This window comes from Actinoplanes sp. NBRC 101535, from assembly GCF_030269225.1.
GTDB lineage: Bacteria > Actinomycetota > Actinomycetes > Mycobacteriales > Micromonosporaceae > Actinoplanes > Actinoplanes rectilineatus.
The window spans coordinates 140,108-156,277 of record NZ_BSSY01000022.1 but is presented as its reverse complement, the minus strand read 5'-3'; the positions used below and the strand labels follow the sequence as shown (position 1 = coordinate 156,277).

Genomic DNA, 16,170 nt, shown 5'->3' with positions numbered 1-16,170 from the left:
AATCCGTTCGAGCCCCGCGAAACAATACACGATGATTCACCGTGACTATTTCTTGGGTTTCCCCCAGGACGGCCGCTCCGAGCCCTCGACTTCAGGTCCCGTTCGCTCGCCCGTCTCCCTGGCGGCTTGGAAAACATTACAGCCCCGTGTCCACAACGCCAAATCGGCCCGCCGCGACGTGGGTCACAGCGGGCCGATCATAAAGAAATCGCAGGTCAGAGCACTATTTGACGATCTCCACACCGGCGAACGTGCGCTTACCCTTTCGGAGGACGAGGAAGCGGCCGTGCAACAGTGCCGTTTCCGGAACCACCGCCTCACCGTCGGTGATCCGCTCGTTGTTCAGGTAGGCGCCGCCCTCGGAGATCGTGCGGCGTGACTCGTTGGCGCTGGCCACGAGACCCGCCTCCTTCAGCAGGGAACCCACGGTCGGCAGCTCACCGCGTACCGTCAAAAGACCCGCCTCGCCCAAAGCGGCGCGCAAGGTGTCCGCGGAGAGCTCCGCCAGGGATCCTCGCCCGAAGAGCGCCTGGCTGGCCGCGATGGCCTGACGCGCCTCCTCCGGCCCGTGCACGAGCGCGGTGATCTCCTCGGCCAGGGCCTTCTGTGCCAACCTCGCCTGCGGGCGCTCCGCCGTCGCCTTCTCCAACTCCTCGAGCTCCTCACGGCTCTTGAAGCTGAAGTAACGCAGGTATTGGTTGACGTCGCGGTCGTCGGCGTTGACCCAGAACTGGTAGAAGCTGTACGGCGTGGTCATGGCCGGGTCGAGCCACACCGCGCCGCCGGCGGTCTTGCCGAACTTGGTGCCGTCGGCCTTGAGCACCAGCGGGGTGACGAAGGCGTGCACCGGCCCGGCACCCCGGCGGCGCACGAAGTCGACGCCGGCGGTGATGTTGCCCCACTGGTCGGAGCCGCCGAACTGCAGCTTGCATCCGTTGCGCACGTGCAGCTGGTAGAAGTCGTTGGCCTGGAGCAGCTGGTAGCTGAACTCGGTGAAGCTGATGCCGCTCTCCAGGCGGTTGCGCACCACGTCCCGGGCCAGCATCTTGTTGACCGGGAAGTGCTTGCCGACGTCGCGGAGGAACTCGATGACGGAGAGCGGGCCGGTCCAGTCCAGGTTGTTGACCATGGTGGCGGCGCTGTCGCCCTCGTAGCTCATGAAGGGCGAGAGCTGCTCACGGATCCGCCCGACCCAGCCCTCGACGATCTCCGGCGGGTTGAGGCTGCGCTCGCTGGACTCGCGCGGGTCGCCGATCTGGCCGGTGGCGCCGCCGACGAGCAGCAGCGGCCTGTGTCCGGCCTGCTGGAAACGGCGAGCGGTCAGGACCTGCATGAGGTGACCGACGTGCAGCGAAGCGGCGGTCGGGTCGAAGCCCACATAGAACGTGATCGAGTCGCCGTCGAGTGCTTTGCGCAGCTCGTCGGGGTCGGTCGAGTCCTGGATGAGTCCGCGCCACTGCAGGTCGTCTACGAAAGTCACCCTCGGATTCTCCCGCACTCTCCCGTGCGGGTGACAGCGGGTTTCGGGGATGCTGGTCCGATGGCTCATCTGGGTGACACCGCTCCACCGTTCGAGATCTCGAAGAAGAAGGCCGAGGCCCGTCTGGAGGCGGCACAGCAGCGGCTGTTACGGCTGCGCCTGCTGCTCGGCGGCCAGCTCGGCGAGAAGCGGATCGGCCCGCCGCTGGCCGTGGTCTTCGAGGGGTGGGACGCCTCCGGCAAGGGTGGCGCCATCAAACGGCTCGTCGCGCCGATCGACCCGCGGCACGTCCGGGTGTCCCAGTTCGCCGCGCCGACCTACGACGAGAAGCGGCACCATTTCCTGCAGCGGTTCTGGTCGGTGCTGCCCGGCTGGGGCGGGATGACCGTGCTGGACCGGTCCTGGTACGGCCGGGTCCTGGTGGAACGGGTCGAGAAGTTCGCGACGGAGAAGCAGTGGCATCGCGCGTACCGGGAGATCACCGAGTTCGAGCGGACCCTGACCGCGGAGGGGATGATCCTGGTCAAGTTCTGGATGCACGTCTCCCCCGACGAGCAGCTCCGGCGTTTCCAGGACCGGGCGGACGACCCGTTGCGGTCGTGGAAGCTGACCGACGAGGACTGGCGCAACCGTGACAAGCGCGCGGAGTACGAAGCCGCGGTCGAAGACATGATCACCGAGACCGGCAAGAAGCGGGCCCCGTGGACGGTCGTGCCCGGCGACAGCAAGCCCTATGCCAGGCTCGCCGTCGTCGAGCACGTCTGCCATGTGGTGGAGTCCCAGCTACTCGAGAAGGGGTACGACCTCAAGCAGGCCGACTGAGCGCTACTTGAGGTAGGCGGCCAGGCCGATGCCCTGCTCGCGCAGTGCGGTGGCGATCAGCCCGGCGATCTGGGTGGCGCCCGCCGCCTCGAAGTGAGTGTGGTCGTTGCAGAAGAACGCGCCGACCGCGCCCGAGGTGTAGTCGCCGTTGTTCGGGCAGAGCTTGAGCTGGTTGTACAGGGCGACGCTGCGGGCGTGCAGGTCGATCACCGGCACGCCGCCCGAGGCGGCGACGTTCTTGGTCTCGGTGACGAAGCCGCGGTTGCCGACGGCGGTGCTGCCGCTGCAGGTGATCGCGGCGACCGGGGTGACCAGGACCGGGGTGGCACCGCGGGACTTGGCGGCGGCCACCATCACGCCGAGCAGTTCCTGGAAGCGGGCGGAGCCGACGTGCCGGGGGCAGTTGGTGTCGCCGTCGTTGATGCCGAACTGGATGAACAGGTAGTCGCCGCTCTTGATGCCGGTGGACGCGTCGAGCATGGCCGTCCACCGGGAGCTGTACGCCGTCGAGCTGAGCGCGCACTCCCCGGCGGCGTTCTTGGTGCTGGTGACGTTGCCCTCGTACATCCAGGTCTGGACGCTGCGCCCACCGACGGCGCTGTTCTGCACGGTGACGTCGGTGGTGAAGTACGGCGCGAAGCGGGCGCCCCAGCCGATCGGGCAGGCGCTGGCGTTGGCCATCGTCGAGTCGCCGGCCATCCACACCTTGACGGCGGCCGCCTTCGTCGAAGCGGAAGTCGACGCGGAAGCCGACACGGAAGTCGACGCGGCATCGGACGCGGTGTCACAGAGCGCGGCGGCCGACGAGAGGATCGGTGTCAGCCGGTCGGCGATGGCCAGGTGTCCCTTGTCGTTGGGGTGCACCGAGTCGCTGAGACCGTCCGAGGGCAGCCAGCCGGTGGTGTCGATGTACCTGACGTTCGCGTCGCCGGCGGCGTTGCGGGCCTGGACGGCGGCCTGGGTCTCGGCGGCGTACCGGCCGATGAACGTCCGCATGGCGAAGAGCGTGGCGTTCGGGTACTTGGCCCGGATCCTCGTGAGGAACGTGGTGTAGTCGGCCTGGAAGTCGGGGCCGGTGACCCCGTGGCTCTTGTCGTTGGTGCCCAGGTTGATCACGACCGCGCTCGCGGTGTAGCGGGAGAAGTCCCACGCGTCGGTGCCGGCCTGGCCGCCGCTGGACATCCAGTACCGGGTCTCGTGCGCCCAGCAGCCGTCGGTGGTCTCGGACAGGCACATCCCGCCGATGGCGATCTGGGTGTGGTCGGCGCCCAGTCGTTCGCCGGTCACGTATCCGTAGTCGGTCACCGCGAGCTGGCTGCTGGTGGTGCCGGCGGTGATCGAGTCGCCGACGAACTCGACGAGCTTGGTGCGGGCGGCCGGTTTGACCGTGGTCTTGCCGGAGTCGAGCGTCAGACCCTGGAAGACGGCGTCCCCGGTGTAGGAGCCGGCCACCTGGCGGTAGCTGACGATCAGCGTGTGGGTGCCGTTGGCGAGCGGCGTCGGTGTCAGGTTGATCGTGCCGGATCCGCTGAACTTCGTGTACGCCTTGCCGTCGATGGACGCCCACAGTTCGATGGTGTTGCGCTGCTTGAGCTTGACCGTGGTGCCGGTGAACCCGGTCCGCAGGTAGGCGCCGGCCCAGTAGGGCACGTAGGCGGAGGCGTTGGTCTTGTTCCACCGCCCGACGAAGCTGATGTTGGTGTCGCTGGGTGACCCGTCCCCGGCCGCGGCCCGTGCCGGTGACGGGGGCAGCAGGATCGCGGCCAGAAGGACGAGGACTGCGGTGAGGGATCGGCGCATGGGGAACCTCCGGGGGCGGGAGCGCTCCCAACAGAGTCATTTGTTAATCGACGTGTGTCAATACTGTAACGCGGAGGAACTATGGCGTTTTGTCCGCATTACTAGCTTTCCGGGCGATACTGTGCCGGTTATGACCATGAGCAGGCTTTCCCGCTACGCCGTCGCGGCGACGGTGCTCCTCGGCGGGCTCACGGCGACCGCCGTCGAGCCGGCCCTGGCCGCGCCGTCGGCTCCCCCGGCCCCGGCCGCGCCGTCGGCCCCTGTGGCCCTGGCCGTCGCGCTCGCCCGCAGCGGCGGGATCACCGGCGCCACCGCCGTCTTCGCCGTCGCCGGACGCGACACCCCGCACGCCCGCAAGGTGATGAAGGCCGCCTCGACGCCGGCGTTCCGCGCCCTCGGGCCGAAGTACCTGCCGGCCAAGCAGTGCTGCGACCGGTACCGCTACGAACTGGAGGTCGGATACGCCGACGGCTCCAAGAAGAAGGTCGTCACGATGACCGGCACGCCGGGCGCCCCGGCCGCGCTGCTGACCGTGATCGACCTGATGGAGCACATGCCCGCGCCCGAGGCCCCGACGCTCCCCGCGGGATTCCCGTTCAGCTGAGCGGAAAAGGGCCCCACCGGATGGTGGGGCCCTGAAAAAACAAGAAAATCAGCTCACCAGCTTGCGAGCCTCCGCGGCGTCCGGCGCGGCGACCGCCAGGCCGGCCAGCCGCTTGCAGTCGTCGTGACTGCGCCCTGCCAGCGACGCACGGACCGCCGGCAACGCCCGCGGCGACATGGACAGGCTGGTCACACCGAGACCGACGAGCACCGGGGCGAGCGCCGGATCGGCCGCCGCCTCCCCGCACACCCCGACCGGTTTGCCCGCCTGCCGCCCTGCCTCCCCGCAGATCCCGATGAGCTGCAGCAACGCCGGCTGCCACGGGTCGAGCAGGTCGGCCAGCGCACCGCACATCCGGTCCGCGGCGAAGGTGTACTGGCTCAGGTCGTTGGTGCCGATGCTGAGGAAGTCGACCACCTTCAACAGGTCCGCGGCCCGCAGCGCGGCGGCCGGCACCTCGATCATCACGCCGGCCTTGGGCAGGCCGGCGTCGTGCACCGCGGCCGCGAAGGCGGCGGCCTCGGTGACGGTGGAGACCATCGGCGCCATCACCCAGACATCCACGTCGATGCCCTCACGGGCCTCGGCGATGGCCGCGAGCTGCGTGGTGAGCACCTCCGGGCGCTGCCGCGCGATGCGCAGACCCCGGACACCCAGGGCCGGGTTGGGCTCACCCTCCTGGTTCAGGAACGGCAGCGGCTTGTCGGCACCCGCATCCAGCGTACGGATGACGACGCGCCGGCCGGCCATCGCGGCGAACACCTCGCGGTACGCCGTGACCTGCTCGGCGTGCGACGGCTCGTGGGCACGGTCGAGGAACAGCAACTCGGTACGGAACAGGCCGACACCCTCGGCGTGGGCCTCGTCCGCGGCCGGGACGTTCTTCGCCGAACCGACGTTGGCGAGGAGCTTCACGGCGTACCCGTCAGAGGTCTCGCCCGGGCCGGTCAGCGACGCCGCCGCGGCAGCCGACGTCTCCGCCGCCTTGATCGCGGCCTCGGCCGTCGCCTCGTCGACACCCACGCCGACCTGGCCGGTGGCGCCGTCGACGAGCACCAGCGTGCCGTCCGCGACGTCCAGGATCCCGGGGCAGGTGACCACCGCGGGCATGCCCAGCGCGCGGGCCAGGATCGCGGTGTGGCTGGTCGGTCCGCCGACCTCGGTCACCAGCGCGACCACCTGCCCGGGGTCGAGGTCGGCGGTGTCGGCCGGCGAGAGGTCACGGGCGGCCAGCACGTAGGGGTGCCCCGGCTGCGGCACGCCCGGCATGGGCAGCCCCAGCAGGCTCGCCACCGCACGGTCCCGCAGGTCGTCGAGGTCGGCGACCCGCTCGGCGAGATAGCCGCCGGCGGCCTCGAACATCTCCCGGAAGGCGGCGAAGGCGGCGTCGATCGCGTGTACCGCGTCCTTACCGTCCTCGATGTGCTCCCGGACGCCGTCCCGCAGTTCCTCGTCGTCGGCCATCAGGGCCTCGGCGCGCAGCACCTCGGCGACGGTCGCGTCGGTCGCCCGGTCGGCACGCCGGGTCAGTTCGGCGACCACCGCGGCGAGCGCGGCGACCGCCCGGCCCACCTCGGCCTCGACGTCGGCGACCGGGGCCGGCGGGGGCAGCGCCGGCACCGCCGCGATCCGCAGCAGCGGACCGGCGGCGACACCGGCACAGACGCCGATCCCGGAGAGGGCGGCCTGCTCAGGCATCGCTCGGCTCTTCGGCGTCGAGGTCCCGGGCGAGCAGCGCGGCGAGGCCGTCCAGGGCCTCGTCGGCGCCGTCACCGTCGGCCTCGAGGGTGACCTCGGTGCCCTTCTTGGCACCGAGGGCGAGCACCGACAGCATGCTCTTGGCGGGCACCGCCTTCTTGTCACCGACCCGGATGGTGACCTTGACCGGCGCGGCCGCGGCGGCCTCGACGAACAGCTTGGCGGGCCGGGCGTGCAGACCGCTGGAGGAACCGACGGCAACGGTGCGCGTAGGCATGGTTATCTCCCTATCCCCGATCAGGGCTCGATGGTGACCTTGATGGCCTCGCCGCGCTCGACGATGCCGAACGCCTCGATCGCCTGTTCCAGCGGAAGCCGGTGGGTGATCAGGTCGGCGACCGGCACGGCGCCGGTGGCGACCAGTTCCAGGGCCTGCTTGTTGTGGTCCGGGCTGGACCCGTTGGCGCCGATGATCATCAGCTCCCGGTAGTGCACCAGGTTGGAGTCGCAGGTGATGGTCGGCTTGTCCTTGGGAAGACCACCGAAGAAGCTGATCCGGCCCTGCCGGGCGGCCATCTGGATGGCCTGCTCCTGCGCCTTGCCCGAGGCGGCGGCGGTGATGATCACGTCGGCGCCGCGGCCGTCGGTCAGCTTCAGCACCTCCTCGATCGGGTCGACCTCACCGGCGCAGATCGCGGCGTCCGGCTTGACCAGGTTGGCGGCCATCTCCAGACGCTGGCGGCTCAGCTCGACCAGGAAGACCCGGGCGGCGCCGCGGGCCCGGGCCAGCCGGACGTGCAGGCAGCCGATCGGGCCGGATCCGATCACGACCACGTCGTCACCCTCGCCGACACGGGCCAGGTTCTGCGCGTTGAGGGCGCAGGCCAGCGGCTCGGCCACGGACGCCTCGGCGAACGAGACGCCGTCCGGGATCCGGTTGAGACCGTCGACCTTCAGGACCTCCTTGGGGACCACCATGTACTGGGCGAAGCCGCCCTCGAAGTGGTAGCCCATCGAGACCTGGTTCGGGCAGATCGTCATCCGGCCGCGCTTGCACTCGGCACACTCGCCGCACGGGATGGCGGCGATGACCTGGACGCGGTCGCCGGCGGACCAGCCCTCGACGCCCTCGCCGGTCTCGACGACCTCGCCGGCGATCTCGTGGCCCATGACCCGCGGCGGGTGGATGTGGTGGTGCCCGAACTTGGAGATCTTGACGTCCGTGCCGCAGGTCGAGCAGTTCCGGACGCGGATCTTCACCTCACCGGGACCGACGGTGGGTTCCGGCGCCTCCTCGAAGCGGACGTCGCCGGGGGCGTGGAAACGTACGACCTTCATGACTTGCTGTCCTCCTGGATCGACCCCAGTAGCCGTACTACGGTGTCGGTTTCGGTGGCCTCGCGCAGTTCGCGGGCCTGATCTTCGTCGAGCAGCACCTCGGCCAGCGCCGCGAGCAGCTCGACGTGGCCGTTGCCGGCGGCGGCGATGGCGACGCAGACCGTCACCTGTTCGCCGTCCCAGTCGACCCCTTCGGGGAAGCGCAGCACCGCGAGGGCGTCACGCTTCACCAGTTCCTTGCCGCCGAGGGTGCCGTGTGGAATGGCGACACCCTCGCCGACGTACGTGGAGATGGACTTCTCCCGGGCGAGCATCGTGTCGACGTAGCCGGGCTCGGCGGCGCCGATCTCGACGAGCGCCGCGCCGCAGCGGCGGATCGCCTCGTCCCGGTCGGCTGCCGTCTCGGACAGCCGGATGGCCCGCGGGTCCAGCAGCTCAGACATTGAGGTCGCTGCCGTTCTGGATGGCCTTGACCACCTTGGTGACCGCCGGGTCGCCCAGGAAGATCTGGAACGGCACGATCGGCGTGCTGGGGGCGACCGAACGGGCCCGGGCCGCCAGGCCGCTGTGGCAGATCACCACGTCGGCGTCGGCGGGGATCGAGTTCACCGGGGTGTGCTCCACGGTGACGCCACTCTTGCCGAGCTGCTTGCGCAGGGTGCTGGCGAGCATGACGCTGCTGCCCATGCCCGCGTCACAGGCGACGACGAGCTTCTTGATGTCTTTGCCGTTGATGGTGGCCATCGCCGGGCTCCGTTCGGTCTGGGGTTTCGTCCGGTTGGGGAGGGGGGGTTACGCGTTCTCTTTGCGGGTGTCCACGGGCTCAGCGGTCTCCGGCTCATCGGCGGAACGCTGCTGCGGGACGGTCGTGGTCTCGACCTCGGGAGTGGTCTCCTCGGCGACCGAGTCGTCGGTCTCGTCCGGCTCCTGGTCGGACTTGAGCTTGCCGAAGCCCAGCAGGGCGGAGGCGACACCGAAGGTGACCGCGGCGGCGACCAGGACACCGAGGAACATGCCGACGTGCGAACCCTTGGCGGTGACCGCGGCGAAGGCGAAGATGCTGCCCGGCGCCGGGGAGGCGACGGTGCCGGCACCGGTGATCATGAAGGTCGCGACGCCGGCCGAACCGCCGGCCATCAGGGCGAGGATCAGGCGGGGCTTCATCAGCACGTACGGGAAGTAGATCTCGTGGATGCCGCCGAAGAAGTGGATGATCATCGCCGCCGGGGTGGTCGGGCGCAGCGACTTCGGTCCGAAGAAGAAGTACGCGAGGAGCAGGCCCAGGCCGGGGCCGGGGTTCGACTCGATCATGAACAGGATCGACTTGCCGTTCTCCGCGACCTGCTGCACACCGAGCGGGCTGAAGACGCCGTGGTTGATGGCGTTGTTCAGGAAGAGCACCTTGGCCGGCTCGACGAGCACCGAGGCGAGCGGCATCAGGCTGTGGTCGAGCAGCCAGTCGACGCCGTTGCCGGCGACCTTGGTGAGCGCGTTGACGACCGGGCCGATGGCGAGCTTGCCGAGGATCGCGAAGCCACCACCGATGATGCCGGCCGAGAAGTTGTCCACCAGCATCTCGAAGCCGGGCTTGATCCTGCCGTCGATCGCGTTGTCGAAGAGGCGCAGAACGTACGCGGTCAGCGGGCCGATGATCATCGCGCCGAGGAACATCGGCACGTCCGCACCGACGATGACACCCATGGTGGCGGTGGCGCCGACGACCGCGCCGCGCTGCCCGTGCACCATCCGGCCGCCGGTGTAACCGATGAGCACCGGCAGCAGGTACTTGATCATCGGGTCGACGAGTTCGGCCAGGTTCTCGTTCGGAATCCAGCCGACCGGAATGAACAGAGCGGTGATCAGACCCCAGGCGATGATCGCGCCGATGTTCGGCATGACCATGCCCGCGAGGTGTCCACCGAGCTTCTGGACCCGGGCGCGGAACCCGGCTCCGGACACCTCGGGGGTGTATGAAGAGCTCATGAGGGGGTCTCCATTCGTTGGCGGGTTCGGGAGGAGCGCCGGCCCGCTAAGAAGGGTGAATGGGGTGATTTTGTGACTTTGTAACAAACGCCGGCGTGGATCCGCCGGTGGTCTAGTCGCGGCGCAGGCGCCGCAGAGGATCCGGATCGCGATCGATGCGGATGTGGGTGCGATCGAGGTCGCCCGGGCCCGGCATCCGGCTGCCCGGCAGGCTGACCGCCGCCGCACCCCAGGCCAGGCCCTCGATCAGCGCGGCCTCGCCGTTCGCGCCGGCGCCGAGGAAACCCGCGAGCATCGCGTCGCCGGCGCCGACCGTGCTGCGCGGCACGCTCACCGGCGCGGCGCCGATCAGCACGCCGGAGTCGTCGACGAGCACCGCACCCTCCGAGCCGAGGCTGGCCAGCACGGTCCCGGCGCCCGCCTCGCGGAGCTTGTCGCAGGCGGCCAGCACGTCGCCCAGGGTCACCAGCTCGGTGCCGACCGCCTCGGCCAGCTCCTCACGGTTGGGCTTGACCAGCGCGGCACCGGCGGCGACACCGGCACGCAGCGCGGGGCCGCTGCTGTCCACCGCGACCCGCACGCCGGCCGTGACCAGTCGCTCGCAGAGCCCGGTGAACGCCTCGATAGGCAGCCCCGGTGGCAGGCTGCCGCAGAGCACGACCCACTCGGCCGAGCCCGCGGCGGTCAGCACCGCTTCGCAGATCTGGGTGAACTCGGACTCGGAGAGCACCGGCCCGGCTTCGTTGATCTTGGTGACCGTGCCGTCCGGCTCGGCCAGGGTGATGTTGGACCGGGTCCGGCCGGCGATCGGCACGGCGAGCATGTCGACGCCCTCGGCCTTGAGCATGTCGACCAGCTGGTCGCCCTCGGCGCCGCCGGCCGGCACCACCGCGGTGGACCGCACGCCGTTGGCCAGCAGGGCCCGCGAGACGTTGACGCCCTTGCCGCCCGGATCGATGTGCGAGTCGCCGGCCCGCAGGACCTCGCCGCGGACCAGCACGTCGAGTTCGAGAGCCCGGTCGACGCTCGGGTTGAGAGTGACAGTGAGGATCATGCGCGCACCACCCGGACGCCGGTGACCTCGACCTCGGCGGCGAGCTCGCCGTCGAGACCGTTGTCGGTGATCAGCAGGTCCAGGTCGGCGAGACCGCCGAACCGGGCCAGATAGTCGTTACCGATCTTCGTGTGATCGGCGAGCAGCACCACCCGCCGGGCGGCGGTGATCATCGCCCGTTTGACCGCGGCCTCGGCCGGGTCGGGGGTCGTCATGCCGCGCTCCACCGAGCAACCGTTGGTGCCCATGAAGGCGACGTCGACATACATCTCGGAGAGCGGCTGCAGCGCCCAGTCGTCGACCGTGGCCATCGTCTTGCCCCGCACCCGGCCGCCGAGCAGCAGCACGGTCAGGTTCGGCTTGAGGCCCAGGGTGGCGGCCAGCACCGGCGAGTTCACCACCACGGTGAGCTCGCGGTCGGCCGGCAGCAGCTGGGCGAGGCGCGCCGTGGTGCTCCCCGCGTCGAGGATGATCGCGCCGTCCTCGGGGATCTCGGCGAGCGCCGCCTTGGCGATCCGCTCCTTCTCGCTTATCAACACGGCGTCGCGGGTCGCGAGGGCCGGCTCGAAACCGAGACGCTCCACCGGGATCGCACCGCCGTGCACCCGGCGCAGCACTCCGGCACGCTCGAGTCCGGTCAGGTCACGCCGGATCGTCTCGGCGGTGACACCGAAGGACTCGGCCAGCGTGACGACGTCCACCCGCCCTTCGGCACGGGCTCGCCGCACTATCTCCTGCTGGCGTTCCTCCGCGTACATCCGTGCTCACCGCCTGGCTCGTTTTGGCTTTGTCTTTGTTTACGCCCGCTTCTGCCCGAACGCAATATGTCAAAGAGATTTCAGTCTCCTTACGCGGCATCTTTTTCGCGGCCGCGAGGGACCAAACAGGTACCAGACGAGATACCGGACACACTGGCAGTAACAAGATGGACCAGGCGAATCAACAAAGATCCGCGGGTCATGCCCGGTTGTGTGGGTTTAGCTCTGCTCACTCACCGTGAGAAAGTCGCGCCAGAAGTCCCAACTCGGGGTGCAGCGCGCCGTCCTGCCCCAGGGCACGGAAGTCCGCCTCGACATCGGCACGGCTCAACCGGCCGGCCCGAACCGCCGCGAACCGGACGATCGACCACAAAAACACGTCCAGGTCGTCGAAGCGGGTGTCGCCCTCGAGGACCTCCTCCTCGTGGAACCAGACGGCCACCCGGCCATCGGTCAACACCACGTAGAGGTTGCCGCCGCCGTCCGCACCGATCGAGTACACCTCGTCATCGGTCACCGTGGTCTCGTAGTCGGCGTCGACGATCCCGCACCCGTTGGCGGCGAAGTCGAAGCCGTACGACCAGTCGGCGACATCGAGCACGTTCGGGAACCGCCCGGAACGCACCAGGGCGTCGAAAGCGGTCAGCGCGGCGGCAGACTCCGGCGGCAGACGGTCCAGGAACGGCGCGACCGGACGGACATCGCCCCCGGACAGGTCCGCCGGCTCACGGTCGGCGAACCAGTGGTCCAGGTCGGTGGCCAGGTCGCGGACCGCGTACCCGGCCACCTCATCACGTGTGATGGTCATCACCGGGATGTTACGGAGGGCGTCAACCCTGCGGCTTGTAAGCCGGCAGACCCAGAGTCTCCCGGATCGCCTGCTGAACGTCGTCGGCCGGCGGGCGCGCGTCCACGTCGTGCACGACCTCCTTGCGCCGGAACTGCTCCAGCACCGGACGGGTCTTCTCGTGGTAGTCGCGCAGGCGGGCCTCCAGCGCCTCCGGGGTGTCGTCCGCCCGGGTGATCAGCTCGTGCCCGCAGATGTCGCAGCGGCCCTCCTGGGAGGGCCGGTCGGCGATCAGGTTGTAGTCCATGCCGCAGCCGGGACAGAGCCGGCGGCTGAGCACCCGGCGGCGGACCTCGTCGTCGGGCAGCTCGAGATGGATCACCGCGTCGATGTCGTAGCTCTCCATGAAGAACTCGGCCTGCCGGCCGTTGCGCGGAAAGCCGTCGATGAGGAACCCGAAGTTCCAGTCGTGCTGCGTCAGGCGCTCGCGGACGACCTCCTCGACGATGTCGTCACCGACCAGGTCGCCGGCCGCCATGATCCGGCGGACCTGGGCGCCGAGCTTGGTCCGGTTCCGCACGTTCCACCGGAAGATGTCGCCCACGCTGATGTGCACCAGGTTGAGGTCACCGGCGAGCAGTTGGCTCTGGGTGCCCTTGCCACTGCCCTGAACCCCCATGATCACGTATTTGCGCATGTACGCCCTCCGAAGGCTCAGTCCACCGCGCCGATGCGCAGCGGCCCGGGCGCACGCCCGGTCAGGGTGGTCGGGTCGATGCTCCACGCGGCGGCCACCCGGAAGACGTCCCGTTCGACGAGCAGCACGCTCGTCTCGTCGTCGAGCTCCCCGGGCAGCCCCGCGTCACGTTCCGCCGGGTCGGGCTCGCCGAACCACGAGGTGACCTCGCCGGTCTGCCCCACGTATCCGAACGCCCGCAGCAGCTCACCGCCGGCCGCCCGGCGCCACCGGTGCAGCTCGGTGGTCCGGTGCGTGGCGAAGAACTGCACCTCGGTGTCCAGCTTCTCGGACAGGGCCACGACGTCCGGGTCGGCGCGCATCAGATGCCGGCCGACGGCCAGCACCCAGCCGTGGCCGAGAGCGCCGGGCAGCGGTGGAGTGACCGCCACCCGGTCGTCGGTCAGGTGCGCCAGGTCCAGGCCGTCGCGCCAGGGCGCCGATCCGAGATCGCGCAGGCCGAGCGCCGCGAGCACGGCGGCGGGCTCGCCGTCGCGTACGGCGAGCCACGCCTGCTTTCCCCCGAAACCGGCCATCACGTCGGAATCCATGTCCGCAACGCTATCCGGTGACGGTCATCCGACGGATCACGGCCAGCCGTAGTTGCGGCGCAGGATCGCGGCCACCCGGTCGAAACGCGGGCGGTCCAGGACCGCGCCCTCCCGGCGGATGCCGTCCTCCTCGATGTCCAGCACCCGGTCCAGCCGGACCCAGCTCGGACGGTTCTCCCGGTCCCACTCCCCCGGGCCGAGGGCCAGCCAGTGGCGCTGGCCGTCCCGGTCGCTCTGACTGGAGAGCATCAGGCCGAGCAGGCTGCCGGCGTCACGGCCGACGACCAGGACGGGACGGTCCTTGCCCTGGTCCGGGTCGTCCTCATAGGGGACCCAGGTCCAGACGATCTCACCGGGATCGGCGTCGCCGTCCAGATCGGGGGCGTAGGCGAGCTGGCGTCCCTGCTGCGGCGGGGGGACCGGGCGGGGAGCACGCCGCACGGGCTGGGGAGCCGCCGGCTTCGGGCCCGCCGGCTTCGGAGCCGGCCTTTCAGGAGCGGGGGGAGCGGTCTCGACCGGCTGCCGCTCCGGCGCGCCGGCGAGCCGCCGGAGGAAGGCCTTCAAGAATTCGAACACCGCTGAACCTTAAGCGGGCGGCCGCTCCGCCGCACAGGACCAAGATCGCACGATACGGTGCTCGATGTGACCCGCTACGGACCCATGTACGGCCCGGACTACACGTTCCTCGGCGTACCGGCGTGCGACTGGCAGGAGCCGGAGACGTACGCGGACGCCGACGTCGTCGTCATCGGCGCGCCCTTCGACGGCGGCACGTCGCACCGCCCCGGCGCCCGGTTCGGCCCACAGGTGATCAGGGGGACCGACTACCTGCCGCACGACGGATCCCGCCCGCACATGGCGATGCGGGTCGACGCCCTGCGCGACGACCTGACCGTCAAGGACGCCGGCGACCTGGAGGTGTTCAGCGGGGACGTCGAGCGCAGCTGCCGGACCATCGAGGAGGCCGTCGCGTTCGTCGCCGGTCACGGGGCGATCCCGCTGGTCCTGGGCGGCGACCACACCGTCACCTGGCCGGACGTCACCGGCGTGTCCCGCGCGCACCCGCCGCAACGGGTCTCGGTCATCCACTTCGACGCGCACGCCGACACCGGGCACATCGAGTTCGGCTCGCTGTACGGCCACGGCCAGCCGATGCGCCGCCTGATCGAGTCCGGTGCGGTCCGCGGCGACCGGTTCCTCCAGCTGGGACTGCGCGGCTACTGGCCGGGCCCGGACGTGCTGGACTGGATGGCCGACCAGCGGATGAACTCGTTCCACATGAGCGAGATCGTGGAACGCGGACTGGACGCGGTGCTGGACAGCGCGTTCACCATCGCCCTGGACGAGTGCGACGGGATCTTCCTGTCGGTGGACATCGACGTCTGCGACCCCGGGCACGCCCCGGGGACCGGCACGCCGGAGCCGGGCGGCCTGACCGCCCGGCAGCTACTCGACGCCGTCTCCCGAATCTGCCACGAGCTTCCGGTCGTCGGCATGGACATCGTCGAGGTGTCGCCGCCGTTCGACCACGCGGAGATCACCGCGATGCTCGGCAACCGGGTGGTGCTGGAGGCGCTGTCCGGAATCGCCCGCCGCCGCAAGGACGGCGAGGGCCCGCTGTGGCGGCGCTCCACCCCCCTGCTGCAGGGGCGTGGTGTACAGCGGGATCAGCCGACGAAGTCCTGAGTCATCCACGTGATGCCCTTCGTGTCGCGAACGATGCTCAGGCCGATCCTGGTGAAGTCGGCGTTGAGCAGGTTCTTGCGGTGACCGTCGTTCGGCGCCACCTCGGCCAGCATCGAGTCGGTGAGCCCGTTGGCGGCGTCGATCTTGGCGGCGTCACTGGCGCCGCTGGAGCCGAAGCCGATGTTCTCGCCGGCCGTGCTCCACGAGACGGCCTGCGCGGTGAACCGTTCCCCGATGCCGGACTCGCCGGAGCACTGGTGCTCCAGGCCGCAGCCGTCCATCATCAGCTCGGTGTGCATGGCCGCCGCCGTGGACAGCGCGGTGTCCAGCTTCAGGGCCTTGAGGCCCTCGTCCACGCGCGCCGCGTTGATGTGCGCGAGCACCTGCTCGGCGACGGTTCCCGAGGTGACCGGGGCGCTGTCGGCGTCCGCCTTCTTGGTCGGGCTGCTGGACGCCTTCGCCTTGGTGGTCGCCGTCTTCTTCACCGTCGGGGAGGCCTTCGCGGACGCCTTGGGACTGGCGGACGCGGACGCCGACGGGGTGACGGAAGCGGACACGCTCGGTGACGCAGAGATCGACGCCGAGGCGTCCAGATCGGTCAGCAGACCGTCGTCGCCGTACTCGCCGGGGGCCGTGGTGACGGCGATCGGCGCACTCACCGGGCTCGTCGTGGTGGCGTCGGTGGATCCGGAGGCCACGCCCGCCACCATGAAGCCCGCCCCGATCACCACAGCGGTCGAGCCGGCGACCAGCGTGTATCGGAATCGGGCGGCGGTGGAGAGCGGCACGGGGGATTCACCTCGGTGAGTCGGGCTGGGAACGGCGCCCGTTCACCATGCCCGAGACACCCGCCCCCAGCACGCCGGTAAAGGA

18 protein-coding genes are annotated in these 16,170 nt (G+C 70.0%); 3 read left to right on the top strand and 15 right to left on the bottom strand.

The genetic code is table 11. From position 1 onward, the window contains the following. Positions 1 to 223 precede the first annotated feature (223 nt). Complete coding sequence (tyrS, locus tag QSK32_RS39485; RefSeq protein WP_285474794.1) at positions 224 to 1,480, bottom strand: tyrosine--tRNA ligase; 1,257 nt, start codon at positions 1,478 to 1,480, stop codon at positions 224 to 226. 60 nt (positions 1,481 to 1,540) lie between these two features. Here tyrS and QSK32_RS39480 point away from each other — a divergent pair, with 60 nt between their 5' ends. Beyond that, on the top strand, positions 1,541 to 2,302 hold the full coding sequence (locus QSK32_RS39480; protein WP_045748111.1) for a polyphosphate kinase 2 family protein: 762 nt from the start codon (positions 1,541 to 1,543) through the stop codon (positions 2,300 to 2,302). A gap of 3 nt (positions 2,303 to 2,305) precedes the next feature. Here QSK32_RS39480 and QSK32_RS39475 read toward each other — a convergent pair whose 3' ends face one another. Then, entirely contained in the window at positions 2,306 to 4,102 is a 1,797-nt protein-coding gene (locus QSK32_RS39475; RefSeq protein WP_285474793.1) for a GDSL-type esterase/lipase family protein, read from the bottom strand. A gap of 130 nt (positions 4,103 to 4,232) precedes the next feature. Here QSK32_RS39475 and QSK32_RS39470 point away from each other — a divergent pair, with 130 nt between their 5' ends. After that, complete coding sequence (locus tag QSK32_RS39470; RefSeq protein ID WP_285474792.1) at positions 4,233 to 4,706, top strand: hypothetical protein; 474 nt, start codon at positions 4,233 to 4,235, stop codon at positions 4,704 to 4,706. 48 nt (positions 4,707 to 4,754) lie between these two features. On the opposite strand, the gene ptsP is transcribed toward QSK32_RS39470, so the two are convergent. The 12 genes from ptsP to QSK32_RS39410 all read right to left on the bottom strand — a co-directional run bounded on the left by ptsP (position 4,755) and on the right by QSK32_RS39410 (position 14,187). Further along, positions 4,755 to 6,404, bottom strand: coding sequence for a phosphoenolpyruvate--protein phosphotransferase (ptsP, locus tag QSK32_RS39465; RefSeq protein WP_285474791.1), 1,650 nt, complete (start codon positions 6,402 to 6,404; stop codon positions 4,755 to 4,757). Further along, positions 6,397 to 6,681: an HPr family phosphocarrier protein gene (locus QSK32_RS39460; protein WP_045748107.1), complete on the bottom strand. Its 285-nt coding sequence runs from the start codon at positions 6,679 to 6,681 to the stop codon at positions 6,397 to 6,399. The genes ptsP and QSK32_RS39460 overlap by 8 nt, the downstream gene beginning before the upstream one ends. Positions 6,682 to 6,701: 20 nt before the next feature. Beyond that, positions 6,702 to 7,742 (bottom strand): zinc-dependent dehydrogenase, encoded by a 1,041-nt coding sequence (locus QSK32_RS39455; RefSeq protein ID WP_045748106.1) that lies wholly within the window; start codon positions 7,740 to 7,742, stop codon positions 6,702 to 6,704. Beyond that, complete coding sequence (locus tag QSK32_RS39450) at positions 7,739 to 8,185, bottom strand: PTS mannitol transporter subunit IIA (RefSeq protein WP_045748105.1); 447 nt, start codon at positions 8,183 to 8,185, stop codon at positions 7,739 to 7,741. The genes QSK32_RS39455 and QSK32_RS39450 overlap by 4 nt, the downstream gene beginning before the upstream one ends. Continuing rightward, the gene (locus QSK32_RS39445; RefSeq protein ID WP_045748104.1) at positions 8,178 to 8,486 is read right to left on the bottom strand and encodes a PTS sugar transporter subunit IIBC family protein; all 309 of its coding nucleotides are present in this window, start codon (positions 8,484 to 8,486) and stop codon (positions 8,178 to 8,180) included. Before QSK32_RS39445 ends, QSK32_RS39450 begins: the two co-directional genes overlap by 8 nt. 48 nt (positions 8,487 to 8,534) lie before the next feature. After that, positions 8,535 to 9,725 carry a mannitol-specific PTS transporter subunit IIC gene (mtlA, locus tag QSK32_RS39440; protein ID WP_285474790.1) on the bottom strand — a complete coding sequence of 397 codons (1,191 nt, stop codon included), beginning with the start codon at positions 9,723 to 9,725 and terminating at the stop codon, positions 8,535 to 8,537. Between the two features lie 112 nt (positions 9,726 to 9,837). After that, on the bottom strand, positions 9,838 to 10,779 hold the full coding sequence (gene pfkB, locus QSK32_RS39435; RefSeq protein WP_285474789.1) for a 1-phosphofructokinase: 942 nt from the start codon (positions 10,777 to 10,779) through the stop codon (positions 9,838 to 9,840). Next, on the bottom strand, positions 10,776 to 11,537 hold the full coding sequence (locus QSK32_RS39430; protein WP_045748102.1) for a DeoR/GlpR family DNA-binding transcription regulator: 762 nt from the start codon (positions 11,535 to 11,537) through the stop codon (positions 10,776 to 10,778). Before QSK32_RS39430 ends, pfkB begins: the two co-directional genes overlap by 4 nt. 229 nt (positions 11,538 to 11,766) lie before the next feature. After that, complete coding sequence (locus QSK32_RS39425) at positions 11,767 to 12,345, bottom strand: hypothetical protein (RefSeq protein ID WP_285474788.1); 579 nt, start codon at positions 12,343 to 12,345, stop codon at positions 11,767 to 11,769. Positions 12,346 to 12,367: 22 nt separating this feature from the next. Then, complete coding sequence (locus QSK32_RS39420) at positions 12,368 to 13,021, bottom strand: adenylate kinase family protein (protein WP_045748100.1); 654 nt, start codon at positions 13,019 to 13,021, stop codon at positions 12,368 to 12,370. 17 nt (positions 13,022 to 13,038) lie between these two features. After that, complete coding sequence (locus QSK32_RS39415; protein WP_045748099.1) at positions 13,039 to 13,611, bottom strand: hypothetical protein; 573 nt, start codon at positions 13,609 to 13,611, stop codon at positions 13,039 to 13,041. 36 nt (positions 13,612 to 13,647) lie between these two features. After that, on the bottom strand, positions 13,648 to 14,187 hold the full coding sequence (locus QSK32_RS39410; RefSeq protein WP_285474787.1) for a type II toxin-antitoxin system PemK/MazF family toxin: 540 nt from the start codon (positions 14,185 to 14,187) through the stop codon (positions 13,648 to 13,650). A gap of 66 nt (positions 14,188 to 14,253) precedes the next feature. Between QSK32_RS39410 and speB the strand changes: the two genes are divergently transcribed. After that, on the top strand, positions 14,254 to 15,297 hold the full coding sequence (gene speB, locus QSK32_RS39405) for an agmatinase (protein ID WP_285474786.1): 1,044 nt from the start codon (positions 14,254 to 14,256) through the stop codon (positions 15,295 to 15,297). On the opposite strand, the gene QSK32_RS39400 is transcribed toward speB, so the two are convergent. Further along, entirely contained in the window at positions 15,279 to 16,085 is an 807-nt protein-coding gene (locus QSK32_RS39400) for a CAP domain-containing protein (RefSeq protein WP_285474785.1), read from the bottom strand. The two genes, speB and QSK32_RS39400, sit on opposite strands and share 19 nt — an antisense overlap. Positions 16,086 to 16,170: the final 85 nt, after the last annotated feature.